Raw genomic sequence first — 23,836 nt, forward strand, 5'->3', positions numbered from 1 at the left:
GCTACGTCAGCGGGTTTACCGATACCAAAAAGACCAAAAAGGTTTCAGTTTGTGACTACACCTGGAAACGTATTGGGCAGTTTTCTCCTAGTAAAGTTGAGTTAATCAGGAGGAATAACGGCTTATGTGTGGCTTAGGCAAAAATTGGATGCCTCCATTCTTCCGGCATTCCGCTATCCCTCCTCACTCTGCTAGCGCTGAGGGTGAGGACTCCCGCGAATATGTTGAGGGGAAATCATAAAACCAAACGCAATTGCTGTTCGGTTGTGAACAAAACAACAGAATGGATGCCATTCGAGAATTATTGCAAAGCTATTATTTTTACTCACCCAAAAGGCTCTCTTGCACTTTGGCTTATAAGCAAAGCTTATTATTGCTGAACATATTATAGGACAAGTCTTTCAGATCAATAGTTTCAGAAAGCAATCAGCAACATTGAGATTTTTTCACACTAAGAACAAGAGAGCCTGATTCAGTGTGCGGAAGGTTACATCCGAGCCAAGGCATTTATTTTAGCCAATTTGCTCTGATCTAGACCACTCAAATCTTCCAGCTTTAGCCACTCTTCTTTGACTAACCTAGCGAAAAGAAACAGGAGAGCGGAATAGTCGTAGTCGTACTTACCATCAATATCGTGCCGCCTTGCACTTAAATAATCGTGCAGACGCCAAACCTCATTGAGTTTAGTAATTCCACTGGCGTATTCCCGCACCTGTGCGATCAAAGCATTCGTTTCTCGTTGATAGGCTTTCTCAAAAGCATCTTTGGCGATTTGCTGCTCTACTTCAGACCAAACAATTTCGTTTACTTGCATTATCCAGTATGACGAACACTCCCAATCAATAGGAGCAGGGAGTGTTCGCTCGATCATTTACAACTTGCTATAGTTTACCCCTACTCAGGATGGCTTTAGCGAGCCAAGTTAACTAACTCCTTCGGCGAGGCTAATAAATCAATTGCCACAAAGTAGATTTTGTTCTCAGGGTTGAGCAAGAATCGCCACGCCATATTCATTCCTACTCCGGCACCGAACCAAGGCGTTTGAACTTTACCTGTGACTTTGATCTGAGTATACCCCTCTTCTGTCGGTTCAGAAACGCCATGTTCCGGCAGCAGCTTCAGGTTCTGGCATTCTTCCCGGAAGAAGCGGTAAACGGCATCTTTACCAATGATCGGTCTTTGGAACGGAGGTTGCAGCGCTCCATCATCGGTGAACAGTTGGATCAGGGCGTCGAAGTCATTGGCATTCATGTAATTCATATAGCTCAACACCGTCGGGTTGTCAACTCCCTGGATCGCCACCGACGTCCGTTGGGACATGTCCTTAGGCGGAACAATCGGCTCAGTCACCTTTTTGTAGCTACCCAGTTTACTCGGATCAAACCCCATATCCACAACCGCATTCCGCAGCACCGTAATTTGCTGTCCCGGATCAAGGTTGCGAATGGCTTGTAGCACGGCGGATGCATTGGCGGATAAGCGATAGCCTTCGGGAATAGGCGCGACTGTTCCCTGTTCCATCCATTGTCCGAGCTGATACCAAAAGCCAAGCTTGATATTAGCCGACCAACTGGCATAAGTGCGGCTAATCGGCGTATCGGCGCGGTTTGCCAAGTCACACATGACCTGGGTTTGCTCCTGGAAGGACATTTGCTTTATTTGATTCAAGGTTGCTTCCGCAAGCACCATGCTGGCTGCTCCTGGTGCAGCAATAGTGATGGTTTTGCCCATTTCCAGGTAAGCAAACCAGATCAATGCCAATTGATCTTCAGCACTAAGTTGACTGAAACGAGCAATCGTAGCAGGTACAGCATCGGCTGTTAGGGTTTCCGGAAAGATACTACGAGCTGAATCAATGGTAAAAGGCATTCAGGATCTCCTGTTTAGGTAATTATCGAAATACTACGTCGTCGCTTGCCCTGAGCCGTTTTGGACTCTCTAGAGGCAGGCAGAAAATTTATTCACTACAAACAATGTTAACAAATTGCAAGTAAATGTAAAGATATATTTCGAGTTTTTTGTATCTTTTTTGGCAGTTTTTTTTCAGCAACTAATGCTTATCATTTTCATCAGGCTTATCTATCGTTCCTAAGGAACTTGTCAAAATGTCTCCATGAAGGTAAAGTCCTGAACGCCTGATTAGGCTTGGTTTCAGCTTGCTTGTTACCTCGTAAGCGGTTACAATTTATGACATGTTTGAGCAACGAGACAAATTGAGTCCGTATTGGGTGGAGAAATCCCAAAGTAGAAATGAACCCTTGGTACGTGGCTATGAGTACCTAGAAGCTGTACGTCAGCTAGCATTAGAGCCACGTATGGTTGATATCAGCGATAATCATCGGGTACGCGATCGCATCTGTACCTGGATTGGCTACAACATTGATACAGTCAACGCTGAACTCAATTCTTGTCTCAATGCCTGTCATGATTGTTTTCATCCAGAATTACGTCGTCCGATCCAGATCGGGGCAGCGCCATTAGCCCAAGAATATGGGATTGATGGCTTTTGTAACATTCTCCTCAATCCAGTTACCATCCTCGTTGATGTGGGACGAACAGCACCGCCAGATTGGTTAGGTATCGTTGTGCATGAATATGCCCATGCTCATGTAGGATCTCCCGGTCATGATCGGCGGTTTTTTGAAGTTTTGTCTCATCTTTGCTTAGGACTTGGATTAAGACCTCCAGTCTGGCAACCTGATTTAGAAAACTATTTGCGAAATTGGCCCCACTGTCGTTCCCTGGCAAATCCCTTGGCGTTCTGGATGGGTTACTTTTAGGAGGGAACAGGGGAGATGAGGGAGCTGGGGGAGCTGGGGAAGCTGGGGGAGCTGGGGAAGCCGGGGGAGCTGGGGAAGCCGGGGGAGCTGGGGAAGCCGGGGGAGCCGGGGAAGCCGGGGAAGCCGGGGAAGCTGGGGAAGCCGGGGGAGCTGGGGAAGCCGGGGGAGCTGGGGAAGCCGGGGGAGCTGGGGAAGCCGGGGAAGATGAGGGAGATGGGGGAGCAAATAACCAATGACAAATGACGAATGACGAATGACAAATGACGAATGACAAATGACGAATTTTGTAAGAAGGTTACATAATCTGTTATATAGTTGAAAGTTAAGGTTTGTAAGATTTTCTAAGATTACGGAGATTTAAACGTGGCGCTACCTTTATTAGGCTACACTCCGGTAAGTCAAAATCAGCGTGTCGCTGGTTATGAAGTACCGGGGGATGAGCAACCGAGGATTTATACAACCGAGAACATCCTGTTCGGCACAGACCTGGATGAATTGATCGAAGCGGCATACCGTCAGATCTTCTTCTATGCCTTTGCTTGGGATCGGGAACGGTTCTTGGAGTCCCAACTCCGCAATGGTCAACTAACCGTGCGGGACTTTATTCGTGGATTGCTGCTGTCGAAAACCTTCTACAACAGTTTCTACGAGAAAAACAGCAACTATCGCTTTGTTGAACAATGCGTGCAACGGGTACTGGGGCGCGATGTTTACAACGAACGCGAAAAAATTGCTTGGTCTATCGTCGTGGCGACGAAGGGAATTAAGGGCTTCGTTGATCAACTACTTAACAGCGAAGAGTACCTGACCAACTTTGGCTATGACACCGTTCCCTATCAACGGCGTCGTGTATTGCCTGGTCGTCGTCAAGGTGAAAGACCCTTTAACATTAAATCACCGCGCTACGACGGCTACTACCGTGCTAAATTGGGCTTCCCCCAAATTATTTGGCAGAACGAAGTACGCCGTTTTGTCCCGCAAGACAAGCAGCCTAAAGCCGGTGATCCTACGAACTTCCTGGATATGGCACGGGGAGTTAATGCCAAACCCAATCCGCTGCCCCGCGTGTCTGCCCAGAATATCGATTACATGTCCCGTGTACCTAAGCGTTAGGTACTAGCGGATGAAGCACGCCGCCGCAGTACGGTTAGGAGTGTGCTAAAGGCTGGGGGGAGTGGGGCAATAACCTCAATCCAGTCCCCAGATTTATTGTCCGTCCTCTGGTCTCCTTGGTTAGGAGAGAGGGGACGGGCAATTGTATTGGGATGCTGTAATTGTAGTCGCCATGCATGAAGGGCTTGTCCAGGGAGATTGACGCCGATGTCTCGACCTTTACTATACACGGGGTCACCGATAATCGGATGTCCGATATGGGCGGTGTGGACGCGAATTTGATGGGTTCGTCCGGTTTCCAGTTGGAAGTGGATTAGGGTATAGTTACCAAGGCGTTCTTTAATCTGCCAATGGGTAATCGCAGAGCGTCCGCCTTTTTCTAGGGGAACGACTGCCATTTTTTTGCGATCGCTCGGATGGCGTCCGATGGGCAGGTTAATTGTGCCTGTCTCGGTGGAAGGAGAACCATAGACGACGCCAAGATAGTCCCGACGGGCGGTTTTGGCTTTGAGTTGGGCTTGTAGGTGGTGGTGGGCGTGGTCTGTTTTCGCGATCGCGATCGCACCGGTGGTATCTTTGTCTAAACGGTGGACAATTCCGGGACGTTGAACACCCCCAATTCCAGCTAGGTTGGGGCAATGGGCAAGCAGGGCATTGACAAGTGTGCCGTTTTCGTGTCCAGGGGCGGGATGCACGACTAAGTTAGCGGGTTTGTTGACAATCAGAATTTGGTCATCTTCATAGAGGATATCCAGGGGAATCGCTTCCGGTTTTAGGTCTAAGGGTTTGGCGTCAGGGATAGTTAGGTGGATAGAGTCTCCGGGTTGAATGGTGGCTTTTTTAGAGGTGCAGAGGTTATGGTTAAGCTGTACATTGCCCTCTTCAATCAGTTTTTGGATACGCGATCGCGACAAATCCGGTAATTGTTGAGCAAGATAGCGATCGAGTCTATCACTGTTCTCTTGGTTGTATAAATTAATTTCTTTCACGCTTGTTTGACTTAGTTTCGTGCTATAGACCAAAATTAACCTTAACCCGTAGGGTGGGTTAGGCGATACTTAATAGAGAAACAAACCCTGTAATCTTATGTCCGCCGTAACCCACCAGGTTATCCTTTCTCACTAACGATGAAGCTTCCTTTCTAGAAGAGCCAAAAAACATAAGAAATTAGGGGCTAAAGCCCCTACTACGAACTATTAGGTTTTTGAGCATCTTGAACAATTTCATGCTTACACCCTACACCCTGACTCCAGAATCTGACGGATTTGTGCTGTTTGCTGGCTATAGTTGGCATCATTAACAACGGGTACAGCACCGTCTAGAGAAATAGGTTCAGCTACATTAATCCAAGAACGACAGCCGCCGTATTCAGAACAATAGGGTAGACGTTGAACCGAGGGGAACTTGTAGATTCGTAGTAGGAGGACATACAACGGTTGACGTGGCTTCCATTTAAAACGCCCACTGGCAAATTGTTCATTCCAGATGTGGTAGGGTAGCAGGGCATCTACTGCGGCTTGAGTGCTGACTTGAAAAATATCGGTAATGGTTGCCCAACTGCCAATCCGTACCGTTTGCGGATGCCAACCTGAGGCGACAGGTGTTACCTGAGAGGCATAATCGGGTTTGAGTAAATGAGGCTGTTGATGTTCGTAGGTAGGATAAAGTAAAACCGGATTGTAAGTGACGTGGAAGCGATTGTTTTCTTCCCGAATGCCGCCTTTACGCAGTAGCATAATCGTCTTACCCTGTTCTAAGGCATCAACGGCAACCGCCCATTCTTTGAGTGTGTTTGTGGTTGTTAATGGCATTGGCAACGATTAAAACTAATTTTTTAAATAGATTGTCTTATCTTGATTCATAATTCATAATTTAGCTCATGTCCAACTCGATTGTTCGTAAAGCCGTAATTCCCGCCGCCGGATTTGGTACTCGCCTGTTTCCAGCTACAAAGGTGGTGAAAAAAGAACTATTTCCAATTATCGATCGCGATGGGCGAACGAAGCCAGTTATTTTGGCGATTGTGGAAGAAGCAAGGCGCGGTGGTATCGAAGAAATCGGGATTGTGGTGCAACCGAGCGATCGCGCAATTTTTGAGGCGTTCTTTAAAACTCCCCCGAAACAGGCACTCTGGGACAAACTCTCTGATGCCAATCAGGAGTATTGTCAGTATCTGCAAGAGTTAGGAGAGCAGATTACTATCTTAACCCAGGATGAGCAAGAAGGTTATGGTCATGCTGTATTCTGTGCCAAGGATTGGGTGAATCAAGAGCCTTTTTTACTGTTACTTGGCGATCATGTTTATTCCTCCGATACCGAAATTCCTTGTTCTCGTCAGGTGCTAGAAATTTATGAAAAAACGGGTCAAAGTGTGATTGGTTTGACAGAAATGTCTGCCGATATTATCCATAAAGCGGGTTGTGTGACTGGGGTTTGGCAGGAGATGAATTCTATTTTAACGGTGACACAAGTCTGTGAAAAACCGGATCTGGACTATGCGCGATCGCACCTGCGTGTGGAGGGGATGGCGGAGGATAAGTTTTTAGGGATTTTTGGCATGTATGTCCTCAAGCCGAAAATCTTTGAGATGCTGGCTGACAGTATTCATCAGAATCAGCGCTATAAGGGTGAATTTCAGTTAACCACTTGTTTGGATACATTACGCCAAGAGGAGGGATTGATGGGATATTGGGTCAAAGGGCAGTATTTTGATACCGGAATGCCAGAGTTTTATCGACAAACGTTAATCAATTTTGGTCAGGACTATCGTAGTTCGTAGTAAGGGCTTTAGCCCTTCATTCGGTGAGGTTTCCTTGTTTGAGTATTTAATTTAATCCCTTATGGAATTAGATTTTTTGAGATTCTTTGACGCCTGCGATCCGAGTAAAACCCTCGCGATCGCGAATCCTGAAGATCGGCAGTATTATATTGATTTTGCCTCAGTTCGGGGTGGTAAGATTATTGAAGCATTGGCACGAACGATTAGTTTACGTTCGCGTCTTAATCAACCAACTTGTCAGTTGTTTACGGGGCATATTGGCTGTGGTAAATCTACGGAGTTACGTCGCTTACAAGCCGACTTAGAGGCACAAGGCTTTCATGTCGTCTATTTTGAGTCTACTCAAGACTTGGATATGGCAGATGTGGATATTAGTGATATTTTATTGGCAATTATCCGTCAGGTGACAGAAAGCTTGGCAGAAGTAGGAATTCAGCTTAAACCAAGGTATTTTGCCGATCGCTGGCAAGAAATGGTTGATTTTTTGCAGACACCACTGGAATTATCTGCCGAAGCCAATTTGCCCTTACCGATGAAATTGGGCAAAATTACCGCTAAAACGAAAGCAAGTCCGAGTTTACGAAGTCGTTTACGTCAGTATCTAGAACCGCGCACCAGTGGAATTTTAGAGTCGTTAAACGAAGAAATTTTGGCGCGGGCAAATCAAGAATTGCAACACCAAGGGAAGAAAGGATTAGTGGTAATTGTTGATAATTTGGATCGGGTGGAAGATCGACGGAATGATGGTGGACGCACGCAACCGGAATACTTATTTGTAGATCGCGGTGAACAGTTACGTCGGCTGAATTGTCATCTCGTGTATACCATTCCTTTAACGTTGATGTTCTCCAATGATTATCAAGCCTTAACGAATCGATTTGGCGGTGGGGTAGCGCCGAGAGTCTTACCCATGGTATCAGTGCGATCGCGCGATGGTCAGGATAATCAAGCGGGAATGGCTTTATTTCGGCAATTGGTATTAGCTAGGGCGTTTCCAGAGATAGAACCTGAAGCGCGACTGGATTTAGTTACACAGGTATTTGATAGTTCAGAAACCTTAGATCGATTATGTCGAGTGAGTGGTGGTCATGTGCGAAACTTATTAGGGATAATTTATACCTGTCTCCAAGAAGAAGATACACCCTTATCGCGAAATACAATAGAACGGGCGATTCGCAACAATCGGGATCGTTTAGTCTCGGCAATTACTGATGATGAATGGGAATTACTAGCAGATGTGGTGAAACAACAAAATGTGAGTGGGGAGGAGGGACATGATACCCTTTTACGGAGTTTGTTTGTATTTGAATATCAAGACGAACAAGGGAAATGGTTTGCGGTGAATCCAGTTTTAAGGGAAACAGAAAAGTTTCAGCGTTTTTGTTGTAAGTAGTCGGACAAAAGAAAACAGTACGCCCATGCTTGTTTTGCCCAAAAGACTCAAACTTTTACAAAGGACAAATGACGAATGACGTAGCTTGCTTCTCGCGAAGCGAGTCCACCTAATTATTGAATAAAGGGCGACCCGACCTAATTGAGTGGAGTGGTCTGTTAATTGATGCAGGCGGGTCGCCCCTACATCCACCTGACTTTTCACGGTATCTGGTGCAACGTGAGTGTGAATTGTGTAGGGGCGGGTTTCACGACTATCTTTTCGGTTGCACCCAGATGTAACTAAACCCGCCCCGACGCGCCATGGCGCGTCTCTACAATAGTTTGTAGACTTCCCGTGAAAAGTCAGCTACATCCACAGGTGCGATTAGGTCGTCTGCCCTAGTCCATCCATAATTTGTTTAATTTGTCAATATATTTTTGATAGGAATTTTTTGCCTCTGGGGTGACACAGTATCAGATGTCAACTGTGTAATGGAAAGCCCAAGGAGTGCGTGAAAACTGACACCATTTTTTATCGCTTGTTTAAAGGGTTCCCCAGTATCTTCTTTGAACTGATCAACCAATCCCCAGAACAAGCCAAAACCTATGAATTCACATCCCGTGAAATTAAGGAACTGTCATTTCGACTCGATGGGTTGTTTCTGCCCAAGAATGAACAATCAAACGAACCCTTTTATGTGGTCGAGGTTCAGTTTCAACCCGATGAGAACTTCTATTATCGTGTATTTACGGAACTGTTCATCTTTCTGAAGCAATACAAACCGACCCATCAATGGCGGGTTGTGGTCATTTATCCCACTCGTCGGATTGAACGGGAACAACCGTTAAACTTTAGGGAACTTTTCCCCCGGGTTACTCGAATATACTTAGATGAGTTAGGAGAGGCTGCATCGGATTCTCTGGGGATTAATGTTGTTAAGCTAGTGATTGAGCAGGAAAAGACAGCGCCAGAACAAGCAAGGCGCTTGATTGAACAAGCCCAAGTCCAGATAACTGATGAGACGACTAAACAGAATCTGATTGATTTAATCGAGACAATCATCGTTTACAAATTACCGCAAAAAAGCCGAGAGGAGATACAAGCTATGTTCGGGTTAAGTGAACTCAAACAAACTAAAGTTTATCAGGAAGCGAAGCAAGAAGGGTTTGCAGAAGGTGAACAAAAAGCTAAGTTAAACTCCATACCCCGCCTGATGCAGTTGGGTTTGAGTGTGGAGATGATTGCTGAAGGATTGGATTTGTCGGTGGAAGTGGTTCAACAAGCATCACAATTTTTCTATGAACAAAATGTTGTGGCGTTTATTGAATTGTTACAGGATCAACGATCGCTCTTTTCGCCGCAAGACTTGGCTGAGTTGGCTGCGTTGATTGAACCGTTACCCAATACGATAGAAGATTTATCGGAGGCGATCGCACAATGGTGTAAGCAGGATGGACATTCCCTACAGCGTCAGGCTTGGCGTGATCTTGTCTCTGGGAAGGTGGCGGCTAGGGTAGAGGAATTATTGGCGACGAATCTTGCATCCCTGGAAACTTTTGAGGCTTCGGTGAATAAAGCAATCCTACAACAAGCGATTGAGTAGTAGGCTGGCAAGGTTTTAAGCTGTGTCTATCTACTCCTTGACATTTTCCCCCTCATCCCCTAATTCTCTTACTCCCCTCTTGCTCCCCTCTCCCAAGCTTGGGAGAGGGGCTGGGGGTGAGGGCTGAGGGCTGGCGTGGGATAGGGGCTGGAGGTGAGGGGTTGTTAAGTTGACACCAATAATTGCTCACCTACCCTCTGCCCTGCCTACCGTACAATTAAATTGAGCGGTATGCGATCGCACTCGGTCTATGTTTCGTCTCAGTTATGACCCATTCTGATCATCCTGAATCTATCGCTGCTGAAAACGATCGCGCGTTGCAGTCTTTAATCCGGGTGATGCGGTTTGTCAGTAGACGCCGATTCTCCCTGGTTCTGGTGCGCTGCAATTATGCCAGGTTGCGGGAGGAAATGCTGGAACGGTTGCGCCGGGATTCTCCGGTGGCGTTTCAAGTGTTGCGGCTGGCGGCGGATGAGCAACGGCTGTATACCAAAATTAAAACAGAATTTGGCGATCGCGCAGCGTGTTCCGAAGGAACGTATCGCGAAACCTCGGCGTTGATGGTGGTGGGATTGGAACAGGTGCAGAATTTGCCCGGTTTGCTGTCGGCGAGTAATCAGATGCGGGATGAGTTTGGCAAGTCGTTTGTCTTTCCAGTGTTTCTCTGGGTGACGGATGATGTGTTGCGAAATATAATTCGGATTGCGCCGGATTTCTATAATTGGGCGACGCTGATTGGTTTTCGGGTATCCACAGAAGAATTACTCGCACGGCTGTGGCGGGAGACTGAGGCGGTATTCGAGGCGGCTTTGGTGACAACGGATTGGTCAAGGTTTAGCGGGACTCATCCCCAAGCGTATCAGGAATTAGGATTAGCCCGACAGGAGTTGCAGAAACGAGGGGAGACGTTAGCGCCGGATTTAGCAGCAAATGTCTCCTTTGCTTTAGCAGTTTATGCCCATCAACAGCATCAAATAGAAGCCGCGATCGCACAATATCAAAACAGTTTAACCCATTGGCAGCATCTTGAGTCCTCATCTCCCTCATCTTCCCCATCTTCCCCATCTTCCCCATCTCCCTCATCTCCCTCATCTCCCCCATCTCCCTTAAAATTCACGGCTGTTAACCTACAGTTAGGATTGGGGTACTTACATCAAGCCGACTGCCATCGCCGCGACTCTCACCGCTATTTACAGGAAGCTAACGCCTATTTTCAGCAGGGGATAGACGCCCTAGACTCCGCCCAGCGCCCGGGTTTAGTGGCAATCTGGATCAGCAAATGGGGCGAAGTGCTGCAACAATTACAACAGTGGCAAGCCTTGCAGGAATTAGCCGAGAAAGCGTTAACCCTGCATCAAACCCAGGGAACCGCCACACAACAGGCGCAGGATTATGGGTTTCTGGCAGATGTGGCGCTGGCAAGGGGAAAATGGCAGCAGGCGAAAGACTGGGCAATTCAGGCGCTACAGTGTGAGGAGGCTACCGGGAATCGGGAATCAGGAAGCGTTTCTGAAGCGGAGAGGGTAGCCTCGAAAAGCAGATGCGGTGGGTATCGGTTGCGCTTGGCACAGGCGTTAAATGGACTTCAGCAACCCCAGCAGGCGATAGAAATGCTGGAGAGGGCGAGACGGGAAAGTCGCCCCCAGGATTATCCCCAAAGCTATATCCAAATTTTAAAGGAATTGCGCCAGAGTTATTGGCAGCAAAAGCAGTATTTAAAGGCGTTTGAAATTAAGCAAGCCCAAGGGGTGGTAGAGAGTCAGTTGGGTTTACGGGCGTTTATTGGCGCGAGTCGGTTACAACCTTTGCCGGGAGAAGAATTGGAAACCGTGGCGCTGGAGATTACCGCGTCGGGGCGAGGGCAGGATGTGCAACGGTTAATTGGTAGAGTTGCCCGTGATGATTGTAAGTTAACGGTGATTCATGGGCAATCGGGGGTGGGCAAAAGTTCCCTAGTGAATGCTGGATTAGTACCTGCTTTGGGACAAAAGATGGTGGGGGAGTTTGATGTGCTGCCGATTGTGCTGCGGGTATATACCAATTGGCAGGAAGAGTTGGCGGAATTGTTGTTGGAAGGAATCTCTGCCTCAATCTCTCTTTTACCAGAACAAGGGAGGATTTCTGCCGGAAAAACCTCTCCCCCAGCCCCTTTTTTACCAGAACAAGGGAGGATTTCTGCCGGAAAAACCTCTCCCCCAGCCCCTCTCCTACAAGGAGAGGGGGGCAAGATTTCTAGAAATCCTCCTATAAATATTCCCAGCGATTCTCCTAGCAATTCTCCTATAAATATTTCCAGTAATCCTCCTAGCGATTCTCCTGTAAATACTCCTATAAATACTCCCCCTTCCCTCGCAGGGAAGGGGGCTGGGGGGTTAGGTCTTCTCCTCAACCAATTACGGCAGAATGAACAGCATCATTTAATGACGGTGCTGATATTTGATCAGTTTGAAGAGTTTTTCTTTGTCTGTACCGATACCGCCGCACGGCGTCCCTTCTTTGAGTTTTTGAGTGATTGTCTGAATCTTCCCTATCTCAAAATTATATTATCCCTGCGGGAAGATTATCTCCATTATTTATTAGAGTGCGAACGACTGGCACGGATTGACATTATTAATAACGATATTCTGAATAAACATAATCGCTATGAGTTGGGGGATTTTGCCCCAGAGGATGCTGAGGCGATTATTCAAGAGTTGACCGCACGTTCTCAGTTTCATCTAGAGTCGGAATTAGTCGAGCAATTGGTGCAGGATTTAGCCGGGGATACGGGCAAGGTGCGCCCGATTGAGTTGCAAATTGTCGGGGCGCAATTGCAAGCCGAGGAGATAACTACCCTGGCTGAGTATCGCCAACGGGGGACAAAGGATGAGTTGGTGCAGCGGTATGTAGAAGCCGTAATTAAAGATTGTGGAGAGGAGAATCAACGAGTCGGCGAGTTGGTGTTGTATTTGTTGACGGATGAGAAGAATACTCGTCCCCTGAAGACTCGTAGTGATTTGGAATCGGAGTTAACCGCATTACCGATAGATGGGGTTATCGATAGTCAGCAGTTGGAGTTGGTGCTAAAGATTTTTGTCGGTTCCGGGTTAGTGGTGGAAGTACCGGAAAAGCCAGAAGATAGATATCAGTTGGTGCATGATTATTTAGTTGAGTTTATTCGTCAGCAGGAAGGGTTTGGCATTGTTGCCCAATTGCAGGCGGAACGGGAGAGACGGCGACGGAGTGAGGCACAGTTAAAGGTTGTTGAACAGCACAAGCAGCAAGTCGAGCAAGAGTTAGCCGTGGCGCAAGGGGAACTTGAGCGGGTTAATCAAGAAGCCAGAGAGACAAGTCAACGGGCGAATCAGCAACGTGAAGAGGCAAAGAAACGGCTAGATGATGCCAGGAAAAAACAACAGGAAGCCCAAGCGGAACGTGGAGAAGCGCATGCGGGGACTCGGTTAGAGCGAGCTGGGGTGGCGGCGATTAAACAGTTTGAATATCAACAAATAGAAGCTTTGCTATCAGCTATGGAGGCGGGGCAAGAATTGAAAGAGTGGGTTAAAGATGGTCGTCCCTTAGTAAACTATCCTGCTACTAGCCCACTTTTGGCACTCCAGACAATCCTAGATAATATTTGGGAACGCAATCAACTCCAACATCAGGGTTGGGTCTATGCTGTAGCCTTCAGCCCCGATGGCAAGCAAATCCTGACTGGCTCAGGAGACAAAACCGCCTGCCTCTGGGATAACCAGGGCAATTTAATTCAGGAATTAACTGGGCATCAGGGTCTGGTCTATGCTGTAGCCTTCAGCCCCGATGGCAAGCAAATCCTGACTGGCTCACAGGACAAAACTGCCCGCCTCTGGGACTTGCAAGGGCGGCAGATTGCTGAATTTTCAGGCCGTTATGGAACTCTCAGCTCCGATAGGCGAACCATTGCCCTGATTCAAGAGGATAAAATTGTGTTAAAGCCAGTTTATTGGAATTTAGATGAACTCTTGGCGCGAGGTTGTGATTGGCTCCAGGATTATCTGGCGACGCATCCGGAAGCGCGGGAGCGGTTGCCCGTTTGTAGAGAGTAAAGGATTGGGATTGGGGATTGGTTTAACCCGTACCGTAGGGGCGCACCGACGTGCATTGGTGTCAACTACAGGCGAGAAAACCAATGCTGGCAAGGTTTTAAGCTGTGTCTATCTACTCCTTGACATTTTCCCCCTCATCCCCTAACCCCAACTCCCACCCCCCTCGTTCCCCCCTACAAGAGGGGGGATGACAGAGGATGCTTCGCTTTTGTTGCACGGGAGAAGGGGGATCGGATTTTCTTGCTCCCCTCTTGCTCCCCTCTCCCAAGCTTGGGAGAGGGGCTGGGGGTGAGGGCTGGCGTGGTTGCGATCTTGAATTTCCCTAGATTAGGGCACGATAATATCGTGCCCCTACCCCATCAATTATCCCTGATGTAGGGGCATGGCATTGCCATGCCCGATTCTCTCAAACCGAAACTTGCTCCCCCTACTCACCAAAATGCGCCACCCTTTCACCCCGACATTTTTGAGGTGCGATCGCGGTTAGCAATCTGGTGGGTTTTGTTTTTCATTTATCGGTGGGGAGGGCGGGTTTTGTTGTTCCGTTAGGGGTGAATATATGAATTTAGTCCCTAAACCCGCCCCTACAGATTCCCTAAACCCGCCCCTACAGTTGATCAGTAGTCGGACTATGTATGATTGATAAACGTTAGCCTAAAAAAATATCAATCCTCTCCAGTGGAATCTTTATGATCGAAGTGGATCGTCTGAGCAAGCTCTATGGCGTCACTCCAGCTATTCAGGATGTCAGCTTTAAGGTGGAACCGGGGGAAATCCTGGGGTTCCTCGGACCCAATGGTGCGGGTAAAACAACCACCATGCGTATTTTAGCCGGATATTTACCCGCCACCAGTGGCACTGCCCGAATTGCTGGGTATGATGTCCATGAAAATTCTCTGGCGGTGCGCCAACGCATCGGCTATTTACCCGAAACCCCTCCCCTTTACCCGGAAATGACGGTTGAGGGATTCTTGTACTTTGTCGCCCGTCTCAAAGGCGTATCCGCAGGCGATCGCACGAAGCGGGTGAAGATGGCGATCGCACGCTGTAACCTAGTGGAAAAGCGCAAAGTCTTGATCCGCAAACTCTCCAAGGGATTTCGTCAACGAGTCGGAATTGCTCAAGCGATCGTTCATGATCCACCTGCGATTATCTTAGATGAACCCACCGTCGGACTCGATCCTCGGCAAATAATTGATGTCCGCAACTTGATCAAAAGCCTTGCAGGTGAACATACGATTATCCTGTCTACCCATATTCTGCCAGAGGTGAGCATGACCTGTAGTCGCGTGGCGATTATCAACCGAGGTAAAATCGTCGCCACCAATAGCCCAGAAAACTTGATGGCGCAATTGACGGGAGGGGCGGGCTATGAGTTAGAAGTGGATGGGGATGCAACTCAACTGCAAAAGCTATTACAAGTGTTGCAGGGAGTCTGCTTAGTCGAAATTGTCCCCACTCAACAGTTACCCCCAAATCGCTCCTTAATTCGGATTGTGACGGTACCAGGTACTGATCCGGGACGAGATATTGCGGCTGTAACCGTAGGTGCTGGGATCGGATTGCATGAAATGCGCCGCACTCGCGCTACCCTGGAAGATGTCTTTTTAGAACTGACGACTCAGGAACGCAGGGCTGAGAATCTGGAAATAGAGACAGGGAACAATTTAGCTGAATCGCCTATCTCTGATTCTCCATCAGAAGTCTCTGAATCCAATGTTTCTCAATCCCAAGTCCCTGAATCAAAAGTCCCTGAGTCAGACGTTCCCCAATCAGGAGAAGATCGTTAATGCGTATACTCTTTGGCAATATTGTGGCAATTTTCCGCAAGGAATTGCAGGGCTATTTTGCTTCACCTTTGGCTTATGTAGTGGCTGGGTTTTTCTGGCTATTGTCGGGGTTCTTTTTCGTATGGATTCTCTTAAGTCCCGATGGGATTATTCAGCAAGTAGCGCAACGCGATCAACTGGGAATGCCGACACCACCTGTAGATGTGGCGTATGAGTTTTTGAATATGTTTTTGAGTGTTATGGGGTCTCTAATTTTATTTGTTCTCCCCATCCTCTCCATGGGACTCTATTCGGAGGAACGGAAGCGGGGAACGTTAGAACTGCTGGCAACTTCGCCAGTGACAAATTGGGCGGTAGCCGTGGGCAAACTATTAGGCGTGCTAACCTTCTTTACGATTATGGTGCTACCGTTACTCCTGTATGAAGTCATCGCCTTGAATGCCGCCAATCCACCCATTCAACCCTGGGTTCCTTTATTAGCCCATGCTGGATTAATTTTACTCGCTGCATCAGTGCTTTCTCTGGGAATGTTTATTTCTTCGTTAACCGATAGTTCAATCCTGGCAGCTTTCCTCACATTTGTTTTAATATTATTCCTCTGGGTAATTGATTTAATTGCTAATCTTATCGGTGGTGCTTTTGGGGAAGCGTTAGGTTATTTATCGTTGATGGAGAATTATACCAATTTAGTTCGGGGTGTTCTGGATACCAGTAGTCTTATTTTATTTGCTAGTTATATCTTTTTGGGCATATTCCTCACCGCTCAGTCGATTGAAGCGTTCCGCTTTCAGCGTTCTTAAGTTCGTAGTTGCGCTTTAGCGCCCTAAGCATTTTGGTATTGATGACAAACCTGTAACTATTTTATCACTCAGTCAGGGCGGGTTTAGTCAAATCTGGGTTAGGTCAGAAACAATAATCGTAAAACCCGCCCCTACACAATCAAAACGCTATAAACTATGACAAAAAAGCCGATTAAGTGGACGTATTTAAAATATCTATTTTGGTTCGGACCGATCCTGACAATCATGGGAATTACCGCCCAAGAAGTGGCGGGTGAGTGGTCTCCTGTCTCCTTAGCGTTGCTAATTGCAGGGCTATTAATCATTGGCTTGTGGTTCCTACTTCTGGATCAAATCGCCCCTGGTTTTTGGGGACGCCGTTCTACCCAGGTGGGAACCAATGCGATAATCGCCACCTTAGCTATGTTTGTGATTATCGGGTTAATTAACTTTTTAGGCGTGCGTTATGGGGTACAGATTGATTTAACCGAAAATCAACTATTTACCCTTTCACCCCAGTCACAGCAGGTGGTGAGAAATTTAGATCAATCGGTGAAAGTTTGGGTGTTTGAGAGTCCCGCTAATCCCGCCGATAAAGAACTCCTGGAAAACTACCGCCGCTATGGATCAAATTTAGAATTTGAGTTTGTTGACCCCCAGCTACAACCTGAATTAGCCCAAAAGTTTAATGTCAATTATATAGGAGAGGTTTACTTAGAATATGGGAATCAACGCGAGTTAGTCCAAACCATTAGCCAAGGGGAACGGTTATCGGAAGTCCAGCTAACCAATGCAATTGAACGCATCACAGGCGATCGCACAGATAAGGTCTATTTTCTCCAAGGTCATGGTGAACGCCCCTTAGAAGCGTCAGACGAAGGTGGATTATCTCAAGCCGTAAGCGCATTAGAGACAAAAAACTTCACCGTCGAACCCCTGAATCTGGCTGAACAGCCAGCCGTTCCCGATGATGCGTCTTTAATCGTAATTGCTGGACCGAAACGAGCGCTGTTTGAACCGGAAGTGCAAGCCTTAGAAAACTATTTGGCTGATGGGGGAAGTCTGTTAGTGATGATAGATCCCGATACCAATCCCGGATTGGAACCCTTACTCTCCGATTGGGGAGTGACGTTGACAAATCAGATTGTGATTGATGCGTCGGGTCAAGGGAGGTTAGTCGGTTTAGGTCCAGCAACCCCCTTAGTTACGCAATATGGCGATCATCCAATTACCCAAGATTTTGGAACTGGCTTTTCGATTTATCCCTTAGCGCAACCCGTGGACATGGAACCTGTAGAAGGGATTAAGGAAACCCCTCTGGTGATCACAAGTCCCCAAAGTTGGGCGGAAAATACGCCAGAACAACAACCGTTGGAGTTCAACGAACAAGAAGGCGATCGCCCCGGTCCTTTAGTATTAGGGGTGGCGTTAAGTCGTCAAGATTCCAGCGCTTCACCACCATCAGAACCGGAAGCGGAAGAAACTCCAGAAGCTGAAGGTGAAGACACCGATGAACCCGAAGCCACCGAAACTCCAGAAGTGTCGCCAGAAGACACCGATGAACCGGAAGCGGAAACTCCAGAAGCATCTCCAACGGCTTCGCCAGAGGAATCCCCAGAAGCCTCACCTTCACCAATCCAGACCGATGAGTCTCAAGCTAAAGAAGACGAAGCTGAATCACGATTAATTGTGTATGGTAATTCAAACTTTGCCACAGATAGTTGGTTTGATCAGCAACTCAATCCTGATATTTTTATCAACTCCGTGAGTTGGTTAAGCAAGCGAGATGCACAAGCCCTTTCGATTAGTCCCAAAGAACCCGAAGACCGCCGAATTAACTTAACGCCAGTCCAATCTGGAATATTGGGATGGTTAGCCCTGTTAATTGTTCCAGCGTTTGGCTTTTTGACCGCAGGAATGCTGTGGTGGTTGCGGCGGTAAAACCATCCCATGTCTGTAGGGGCGGGTTTTACTACTATCTTTTGAAATGGTGCGTTACGCTAACGCTAACGCACCCTACACCCGCCCCGACCGAGTGATATAAAATGTTCGCATCGGAATTATGTTTTTTTAACGCAGAGGACGCAGAGGTTGACGCAGAGGGACGCAGAGGGTCATAACCAATGACAAATGACAAATGACCAATGACGAATGACCAATGACGAATAACAAATGACGAATAACAAATGAAGCTACAGAAGACCACTTGGGTTTTATTAATTGTCGCCCTTTTCCTGGGAGGATTTGTCTATTTTTATGAAATCGTTGGAACTCCTCAACGGGAAGCCGCGAAGGAAGCCGAAAAGCAACTGTTTAGTTTTGAAGAAGATGAGATTCAACAGGTAAACATTTATATTCAGGAAGAAAGCCGAAAATTTGAACGGGTGAGTGAACCTGAACCCGGTTGGCGGATGACGGAACCGAAGGAAGTCCCCGCTAGTGATCCATCGGTTGCATTTCTCTTGAATTTACTCGTTGAAGGAAAGAGCGATCGCATAATTCCCAATGTCCCCCCGGAAAATCTGAAAGACTATGGCTTAGACAAACCCCAAGCCATGGTAACAGTGCGACTTAAAAACGATGAAACCCATGAAATTCTTTTAGGAAAACCAGATTTTAATAACAGTTTCCTCTATGCTCAAATTGATCCGTTTTCCGACAAATCCCAGCAATCTAACGTCTTTTTAGTCCCCATGGACTTTGAATATGCTGTCAATCGCCCCTTATCAGAATGGGAGCAACCTCAAGAGACTATAACCGAAGAAACAGAATCATCGGATGCAGAAGACGATGAATCAGCATCTGAAGCAGAATCGACTACAGAGGAAGCAGAACCTCCGGAAAGCCAAGCTACTCCTAATAACTCTGATACTGAACCAGAAGAATCAACGCCTGAACCAACACCGACACCGGATAACCAAAGTCCGTCCGCATCTCCCTCTCCTGAAAACACGTCCTCTTCTGAAGAGAAAAAGCAGTCACTAGAGGATGAAATGGCTTCTCCCAATGAGGAAATAGAACCTGAAAATGTCCCCAATGACTCTGAAAGCGAAGACATTCCTGCTGAATAAGATCTATATTTTATGGGGGCAATTCTATTACCAGAGACAGGGCTTTAAAACTTTTACATTGTACCTGTTCCCTGTTACCTATCCTCACCACAACACCTATTCAGCAGCCCCTATTTGAGGGGATGACTAATGAAAGCGTACCTGTCATCAATTCTAACTCTGGCTACCCCTTGCTGAAATGACCAAGCACTATCAAATTGGGGCTTGATGACTAAATTCCCTATTTTGTTAATATAGCCCCACTTGTCGCCTATTTTGATCGCGATTAAGTCTTCCGAAAAGTTATACGTGTTATCAAACTGGGGCGCAATTAGCATATTTCCCTGCTGATCAATATAACCAATTTTATCGTTCATCGAAATTCCAGCCACACCTTGGACAAAATCCCCCGCCCAATCAAAATAAGGCATAATCACAAACTCGCCTTGATGATTAATATACCCCGATTTCATCGCTTGATTCGATACAGACGCCAAGCCTTCGGAAAAAGAACTCGCGTCTTTAAATTGAGGTTGAATCGCCCAGTTTCCGGTTTTGTCGATATAGCCATACTGGTTATTCAATTTTACCGTAGCTAACCCCTCAGAAAACGGTTCTGCTTCCTGAAATTGAGGTGGAGTAATCCAGTTTCCGGTTTTATCGATATAACCATACTGATTATTGTTTTCGACAATTGCCAATCCTTCGGAAAACAAATCAGCATCGTAAAATTGAGGTAAAATCATTACCGTGCCAGTTTTATCGATATAGCCCCAATCCTCACCTTGTTTAACCGGAGCTAATCCTTCGGCGAACGATTTAGCGCCATCGAATTGAGGTTTAATTACCCAATTACCTGTTTGATCAATATAACCCCATTTTCCATAAACTTTGACCGGGGCTAACCCTTCATTAAACGAATCAGCCAACTCGAATTGCGGTTTAATTACCCAATTTCCGCTTTGATTAATATAGCCCCACTTCCCCTCCAACTTAACCGCCGCTAACCCCTGAGAAAAATCATGTCCTGACTCTAACTCAAATGGGAAAGTAAATTGTACAGGAACAGCATTTTCGCTAGAAATTCGAGAATTATGGAAACCGTTGTTAATCGTTGATATAATCTGACATCCGGATAATTGAGTAACCAGCAAACCTAAGAAGAGACTGGTGATCTTAAAAACTAGCCGATGTCTAAACTTGTACTCTAACAATCCTCTACCCATGGGGTAAAACTATTTAGGGCTGGCTGAATAAGTGCTGAGGGAGATGGGGACGAATGACGAATGACAAATGACGAATGACAAATGACAAAACCCCAATCCCTCAACATAAATCAGCGAAATTAGTGTTTACCGTCTTGCTACCCCTTCATTCCGTGCAGCTTGTTGTACCGCTGCGGAAACGGCTGTCACCACACGCTTATCAAAAACCGATGGGATAATATGTTCGGCGTCTAAATCTGTGGTAGACATCAAAGACGCGATCGCTTTTGCCGCTTCTAGATACATCGTACTGGTAATCACTGAGGCGCGACAGTCGAGGGCGCCACGAAAAACACCAGGAAACGCCAGAACATTATTAATCTGATTAGGATAGTCACTGCGCCCCGTTGCCATAACGGCTACATCATCTAACACTAATTCTGGCTGAATCTCTGGTATCGGATTTGCCATCGCCATAACGATAGGATCTTGTGCCATTGAATGTACCATTTCTGGGGTCAAAACACCAGGAACACTGACGCCGAGAAACACATCCGCCCCCACCATTGCACCGGCTAAAGTACCACTAGATTCAACGGCAAATTCCTGCTTTTGGGACGTTAAATCCGTGCGTTTGGTTGAGAGAATCCCTTTGGAGTCACACATCCAAATCATCTTCGCCCCAGCTTGACGCAATAGCCGCGCGATCGCAATTCCCGCCGCCCCAGCACCATTAATCACAATTCGCACCTCTTCCAGGGATTTCTTCACCAGTTTGAGGGAATTAATTAACGCCGCTAAACTGACAATGGCTGTCCCATGCTGATCATCATGGAAAACGGGTATATCTAAGACTTGCCGCAGTTTGGCTTCAATGTCAAAGCAACGGGGGGCGCTGATATCTTCTAGGTTAATCCCGCCAAAAACGGGAGCGATATTTTTAACGGTTTCGATAATTGTATCGGTGTCTTGATTTGCCAGACATATAGGAAAGGCGTCAATTCCGGCAAATTCTTTAAACAGCATCGCTTTCCCTTCCATGACGGGTAATGCTGCTTGAGCGCCTAAGTTGCCTAACCCTAATACGGCGCTACCATCTGTAACAATGGCTACTGTATTACTTTTAATGGTCAGGGAGTAAACATCTTGGGGATCATCGGCGATCGCGTTGCAAATTCGACCCACCCCTGGCGTATACGCCATGGCTAAATCGGCTTGGGTTTTCAGGGGGAGTTTGTTCTCGATGCTAATTTTACCCCCACGATGCAGATTGAACGTGCGATCGTAGACATCGATCACCTTGATATGGGTAAGTTCCTTAACCGCTTGCACAATATGTTCGGCGTGTTCGGTACTCGTCGCATCGATGGTGATTTCACGAGTCGTAACTTTGTGGGTTTGGTGAATCAGATCAATCTGTCCCAGGTTTCCCCCTACCTGTGCGATCGCCTGAGTAACAGTGGCTAACATCCCAGAACGATTGGGAAGTTGGATACGAATCGTTAAACTGAAACTGGAATTCGGTGTCAGGTCTGCCATGCTGGATTGATTTCGGGTCTCAAGCTTTCAATTGTAGACCTAATTCCCAATTCTAGGGAAAGCTCTTGGTGAACAGGTGCAGGGGAGATGAGGGAGATGAGGGAGATGAGGGAGATGGGGGAGATAAGGGACATAGGGTGAGTTATCACCAACTTTTGCGAATGACTAATGACAAATGACTAATGACAAATGACCAATTATTATGAAAAGTCTCTATACTGAAATCGAAATAAATGCTCCCAAGTCACAAGTGTGGCAGGTTTTGTTAGACAAACAGCAGTGGAAGTATTGGAACACATTTCTCTTTGACCGTGAACCCGAACAGCCATTGGAAAAAGGACAAGCGGTGTCTCTGTCATTACGACGATTACCCAAGGATGAAGAAACGGAATTTGAACCCTTGATCACACTCTTACAACCCGGAATTTGTCTGCGCTGGGTTTCATCGATTCCCGGTTTTCGCAGTGAGTACGTATTTGAGTTACAAGAGATTGGTTTGAGTCGGACTAAATATGTTCACACAAGCCGTTTTTCGGGTATTCTCACTCGTGTTTTTGTCCCCTTTATCCGGCAAGATGAGCATCGGGGAATGCAACGCATGGCGCGGGAGTTGAAGCGGTATGTTGAGCATTTATAATTGGGGAAAATATGGCTCTTGAGACCAGATGTTCTGCTATTCCCTAGGATTATGACTACCGTATTAAACTTAAAGCCACTGACGACAACATTGACGCGATCGCAGTTTTATCAACTGTGTGTAGCCAACCCTGATGTACCATTAGAACGTTCGCCCCAGGGAGAGTTAATTATCATGACACCGATTGGTGGAGAAGGTGGTAGCCAAGAAGCCAGCTTAATCTCTAGAGTCGTCGTCTGGAATGAGCAGACTCAGCTTGGTGTAGTCTTTAGCTCCCAAACTGTCTTTAGTTTACCTGGTGGAGGCGATCGCTCTCCAGATGTCGCTTGGGTGGAATTGGGGCGATGGCAACGTTTGAGTCAATCGGAACGAGAAAAGTTTCCGCCGCTTTGCCCAGATTTCGTGATTGAGTTGCGATCGCGCACCGACCGATTAAAACCACTTCAGGATAAGATGCAGGAATATTTGGCAAGTGGTTTACGTTTGGGTTGGTTAATTAATTATCAGGATCGGCAAGTGGAGATTTATCGAGAAGGAACAGGTGTGGACGTTGTAGCGATGCCTGTTGTGTTGTCAGGGGAGGAAATATTGCCAGGGTTTAGATTAGAAATACTGTAGGGGCGGGTTTAGGAATTCAATTAAAGATATCATCGATAACCTTTTAACAAAACCCGCCCTTTTCCTAGGTGTAGCCGAGCCATAAATACTGTAGGAGCAGGTTTAGGGATTCAATCAACGATATCACCGATAACCTTTATGGTTCGTTACATTTGGCTAACGTAGCCTAATGGAGTAAAGGTGTCAATTTGTCAAGATTACAGTGATAGGAATTTTGTGCGATCGCTCCTGGCATAGTGGTCAATGTTCAGATCGCCCATGTTCAGCAATTCAGCGTGAAAACCGACACCATCTTCTATAACCTGTTTCTCGAATTCCCAGGTATTTTATTTGAACTCATTGATTCAGACCCAGAGGAAGCTACAATTTATGAATTCACCTCCCGTGAAATCAAACAACCCTCCTTCCGGTTAGACGGCTTGTTCTTACCCACGACGGAAGACGCAGAAAAATCGTTCTATCTGCTAGAGGTTCAGTTTCAACCCGATGAAGCGTTATACTATC

Annotated in this window: 21 protein-coding genes; 15 read left to right on the forward strand and 6 right to left on the reverse strand. The window is 46.7% G+C overall.

Features of this window, described 5'->3' with window-relative positions; all coding sequences use genetic code 11:
• Window positions 1-487 precede the first annotated feature (487 nt).
• Both RIC07_RS22860 and RIC07_RS22865 read right to left on the reverse strand, forming a co-directional pair.
• Window positions 488-814, reverse strand: coding sequence for a hypothetical protein (locus tag RIC07_RS22860; RefSeq protein WP_446396516.1), 327 nt, complete (start codon window positions 812-814; stop codon window positions 488-490).
• Between the two features lie 95 nt (window positions 815-909).
• On the reverse strand, window positions 910-1,869 hold the full coding sequence (locus tag RIC07_RS22865; protein WP_446396517.1) for an orange carotenoid-binding protein: 960 nt from the start codon (window positions 1,867-1,869) through the stop codon (window positions 910-912).
• A gap of 323 nt (window positions 1,870-2,192) precedes the next feature.
• On the opposite strand from RIC07_RS22865, the gene RIC07_RS22870 reads away from it, so the two are divergent.
• From RIC07_RS22870 to RIC07_RS22880, 3 genes are all read left to right on the forward strand, one after another.
• Window positions 2,193-2,780 carry a hypothetical protein gene (locus tag RIC07_RS22870; RefSeq protein ID WP_446396518.1) on the forward strand — a complete coding sequence of 196 codons (588 nt, stop codon included), beginning with the start codon at window positions 2,193-2,195 and terminating at the stop codon, window positions 2,778-2,780.
• Window positions 2,723-3,016, forward strand: coding sequence for a hypothetical protein (locus RIC07_RS22875; protein ID WP_446396519.1), 294 nt, complete (start codon window positions 2,723-2,725; stop codon window positions 3,014-3,016). The genes RIC07_RS22870 and RIC07_RS22875 overlap by 58 nt, the downstream gene beginning before the upstream one ends.
• Window positions 3,017-3,143: 127 nt before the next feature.
• Complete coding sequence (locus tag RIC07_RS22880) at window positions 3,144-3,893, forward strand: phycobilisome rod-core linker polypeptide (protein WP_446396520.1); 750 nt, start codon at window positions 3,144-3,146, stop codon at window positions 3,891-3,893.
• Here RIC07_RS22880 and RIC07_RS22885 read toward each other — a convergent pair.
• Together RIC07_RS22885 and RIC07_RS22890 are read right to left on the reverse strand one after the other, a co-directional pair.
• Window positions 3,890-4,882, reverse strand: coding sequence for an RluA family pseudouridine synthase (locus RIC07_RS22885; RefSeq protein ID WP_446396521.1), 993 nt, complete (start codon window positions 4,880-4,882; stop codon window positions 3,890-3,892). The genes RIC07_RS22880 and RIC07_RS22885 overlap by 4 nt on opposite strands.
• A gap of 240 nt (window positions 4,883-5,122) precedes the next feature.
• Window positions 5,123-5,704 carry a DUF1802 family protein gene (locus RIC07_RS22890; RefSeq protein ID WP_446396522.1) on the reverse strand — a complete coding sequence of 194 codons (582 nt, stop codon included), beginning with the start codon at window positions 5,702-5,704 and terminating at the stop codon, window positions 5,123-5,125.
• 68 nt (window positions 5,705-5,772) lie between these two features.
• On the opposite strand from RIC07_RS22890, the gene RIC07_RS22895 reads away from it, so the two are divergent.
• The 9 genes from RIC07_RS22895 (at window position 5,773) to RIC07_RS22935 (ending at window position 19,354) form a co-directional block, all read left to right on the forward strand.
• Complete coding sequence (locus RIC07_RS22895; RefSeq protein ID WP_446396523.1) at window positions 5,773-6,672, forward strand: sugar phosphate nucleotidyltransferase; 900 nt, start codon at window positions 5,773-5,775, stop codon at window positions 6,670-6,672.
• 61 nt (window positions 6,673-6,733) lie between these two features.
• Complete coding sequence (locus tag RIC07_RS22900; protein WP_446396524.1) at window positions 6,734-8,065, forward strand: P-loop NTPase fold protein; 1,332 nt, start codon at window positions 6,734-6,736, stop codon at window positions 8,063-8,065.
• A 493-nt stretch (window positions 8,066-8,558) separates the two neighbouring features.
• Window positions 8,559-9,650 (forward strand): Rpn family recombination-promoting nuclease/putative transposase, encoded by a 1,092-nt coding sequence (locus RIC07_RS22905; RefSeq protein ID WP_446396525.1) that lies wholly within the window; start codon window positions 8,559-8,561, stop codon window positions 9,648-9,650.
• Between the two features lie 266 nt (window positions 9,651-9,916).
• Window positions 9,917-13,714: an nSTAND1 domain-containing NTPase gene (locus tag RIC07_RS22910; RefSeq protein ID WP_446396526.1), complete on the forward strand. Its 3,798-nt coding sequence runs from the start codon at window positions 9,917-9,919 to the stop codon at window positions 13,712-13,714.
• A gap of 393 nt (window positions 13,715-14,107) precedes the next feature.
• Window positions 14,108-14,263, forward strand: coding sequence for a hypothetical protein (locus RIC07_RS22915; RefSeq protein ID WP_446396527.1), 156 nt, complete (start codon window positions 14,108-14,110; stop codon window positions 14,261-14,263).
• A 140-nt stretch (window positions 14,264-14,403) separates the two neighbouring features.
• Window positions 14,404-15,504 carry an ABC transporter ATP-binding protein gene (locus tag RIC07_RS22920; RefSeq protein ID WP_446396528.1) on the forward strand — a complete coding sequence of 367 codons (1,101 nt, stop codon included), beginning with the start codon at window positions 14,404-14,406 and terminating at the stop codon, window positions 15,502-15,504.
• Complete coding sequence (locus tag RIC07_RS22925) at window positions 15,504-16,304, forward strand: ABC transporter permease (protein WP_446396529.1); 801 nt, start codon at window positions 15,504-15,506, stop codon at window positions 16,302-16,304. The genes RIC07_RS22920 and RIC07_RS22925 overlap by 1 nt, the downstream gene beginning before the upstream one ends.
• Window positions 16,305-16,460: 156 nt before the next feature.
• Window positions 16,461-18,224: a Gldg family protein gene (locus tag RIC07_RS22930; protein ID WP_446396530.1), complete on the forward strand. Its 1,764-nt coding sequence runs from the start codon at window positions 16,461-16,463 to the stop codon at window positions 18,222-18,224.
• 245 nt (window positions 18,225-18,469) lie between these two features.
• Window positions 18,470-19,354 carry a DUF4340 domain-containing protein gene (locus RIC07_RS22935; protein ID WP_446396531.1) on the forward strand — a complete coding sequence of 295 codons (885 nt, stop codon included), beginning with the start codon at window positions 18,470-18,472 and terminating at the stop codon, window positions 19,352-19,354.
• 110 nt (window positions 19,355-19,464) lie between these two features.
• Here RIC07_RS22935 and RIC07_RS22940 read toward each other — a convergent pair whose 3' ends face one another.
• The gene (locus RIC07_RS22940) at window positions 19,465-20,487 is read right to left on the reverse strand and encodes a WG repeat-containing protein (RefSeq protein WP_446396532.1); all 1,023 of its coding nucleotides are present in this window, start codon (window positions 20,485-20,487) and stop codon (window positions 19,465-19,467) included.
• Window positions 20,488-20,685: 198 nt separating this feature from the next.
• A complete protein-coding gene (locus RIC07_RS22945; protein ID WP_446396533.1) occupies window positions 20,686-22,077 on the reverse strand; it encodes a malic enzyme-like NAD(P)-binding protein in 1,392 nt (463 codons plus the stop codon).
• Between the two features lie 202 nt (window positions 22,078-22,279).
• Between RIC07_RS22945 and RIC07_RS22950 the strand changes: the two genes are divergently transcribed.
• From RIC07_RS22950 to RIC07_RS22960, 3 genes are all read left to right on the forward strand, one after another.
• Complete coding sequence (locus tag RIC07_RS22950; protein WP_446396534.1) at window positions 22,280-22,714, forward strand: SRPBCC family protein; 435 nt, start codon at window positions 22,280-22,282, stop codon at window positions 22,712-22,714.
• A gap of 51 nt (window positions 22,715-22,765) precedes the next feature.
• The gene (locus RIC07_RS22955) at window positions 22,766-23,332 is read left to right on the forward strand and encodes a Uma2 family endonuclease (RefSeq protein WP_446396535.1); all 567 of its coding nucleotides are present in this window, start codon (window positions 22,766-22,768) and stop codon (window positions 23,330-23,332) included.
• 275 nt (window positions 23,333-23,607) lie between these two features.
• Window positions 23,608-23,836: DUF2887 domain-containing protein (locus RIC07_RS22960; protein WP_446396536.1), on the forward strand; the 229-nt coding region annotated here is incomplete at its 3' end.

Origin of the sequence: Coleofasciculus sp. E1-EBD-02, assembly GCF_040218245.1 — a bacterium.
In the GTDB taxonomy this organism is placed as follows: Bacteria; Cyanobacteriota; Cyanobacteriia; order Cyanobacteriales; family Coleofasciculaceae; genus Coleofasciculus.

Excerpts from the sequence above, each read along its gene's own strand:
- RIC07_RS22860 (WP_446396516.1), bottom strand. The coding sequence starts at position 814 with ATGCAAGTAAACGAAATTGTTTGGTCTGAAGTAGAGCAGCAAATCGCC.
- RIC07_RS22865 (WP_446396517.1), bottom strand. The coding sequence starts at position 1,869 with ATGCCTTTTACCATTGATTCAGCTCGTAGTATCTTTCCGGAAACCCTA.
- RIC07_RS22870 (WP_446396518.1), top strand. The coding sequence starts at position 2,193 with ATGTTTGAGCAACGAGACAAATTGAGTCCGTATTGGGTGGAGAAATCC.
- RIC07_RS22890 (WP_446396522.1), bottom strand. The coding sequence starts at position 5,704 with ATGCCATTAACAACCACAAACACACTCAAAGAATGGGCGGTTGCCGTT.
- RIC07_RS22895 (WP_446396523.1), top strand. The coding sequence starts at position 5,773 with ATGTCCAACTCGATTGTTCGTAAAGCCGTAATTCCCGCCGCCGGATTT.
- RIC07_RS22900 (WP_446396524.1), top strand. The coding sequence starts at position 6,734 with ATGGAATTAGATTTTTTGAGATTCTTTGACGCCTGCGATCCGAGTAAA.
- RIC07_RS22910 (WP_446396526.1), top strand. The coding sequence starts at position 9,917 with ATGACCCATTCTGATCATCCTGAATCTATCGCTGCTGAAAACGATCGC.
- RIC07_RS22915 (WP_446396527.1), top strand. The coding sequence starts at position 14,108 with ATGCCCGATTCTCTCAAACCGAAACTTGCTCCCCCTACTCACCAAAAT.
- RIC07_RS22920 (WP_446396528.1), top strand. The coding sequence starts at position 14,404 with ATGATCGAAGTGGATCGTCTGAGCAAGCTCTATGGCGTCACTCCAGCT.
- RIC07_RS22925 (WP_446396529.1), top strand. The coding sequence starts at position 15,504 with ATGCGTATACTCTTTGGCAATATTGTGGCAATTTTCCGCAAGGAATTG.
- RIC07_RS22930 (WP_446396530.1), top strand. The coding sequence starts at position 16,461 with ATGACAAAAAAGCCGATTAAGTGGACGTATTTAAAATATCTATTTTGG.
- RIC07_RS22935 (WP_446396531.1), top strand. The coding sequence starts at position 18,470 with ATGAAGCTACAGAAGACCACTTGGGTTTTATTAATTGTCGCCCTTTTC.
- RIC07_RS22945 (WP_446396533.1), bottom strand. The coding sequence starts at position 22,077 with ATGGCAGACCTGACACCGAATTCCAGTTTCAGTTTAACGATTCGTATC.
- RIC07_RS22950 (WP_446396534.1), top strand. The coding sequence starts at position 22,280 with ATGAAAAGTCTCTATACTGAAATCGAAATAAATGCTCCCAAGTCACAA.
- RIC07_RS22955 (WP_446396535.1), top strand. The coding sequence starts at position 22,766 with ATGACTACCGTATTAAACTTAAAGCCACTGACGACAACATTGACGCGA.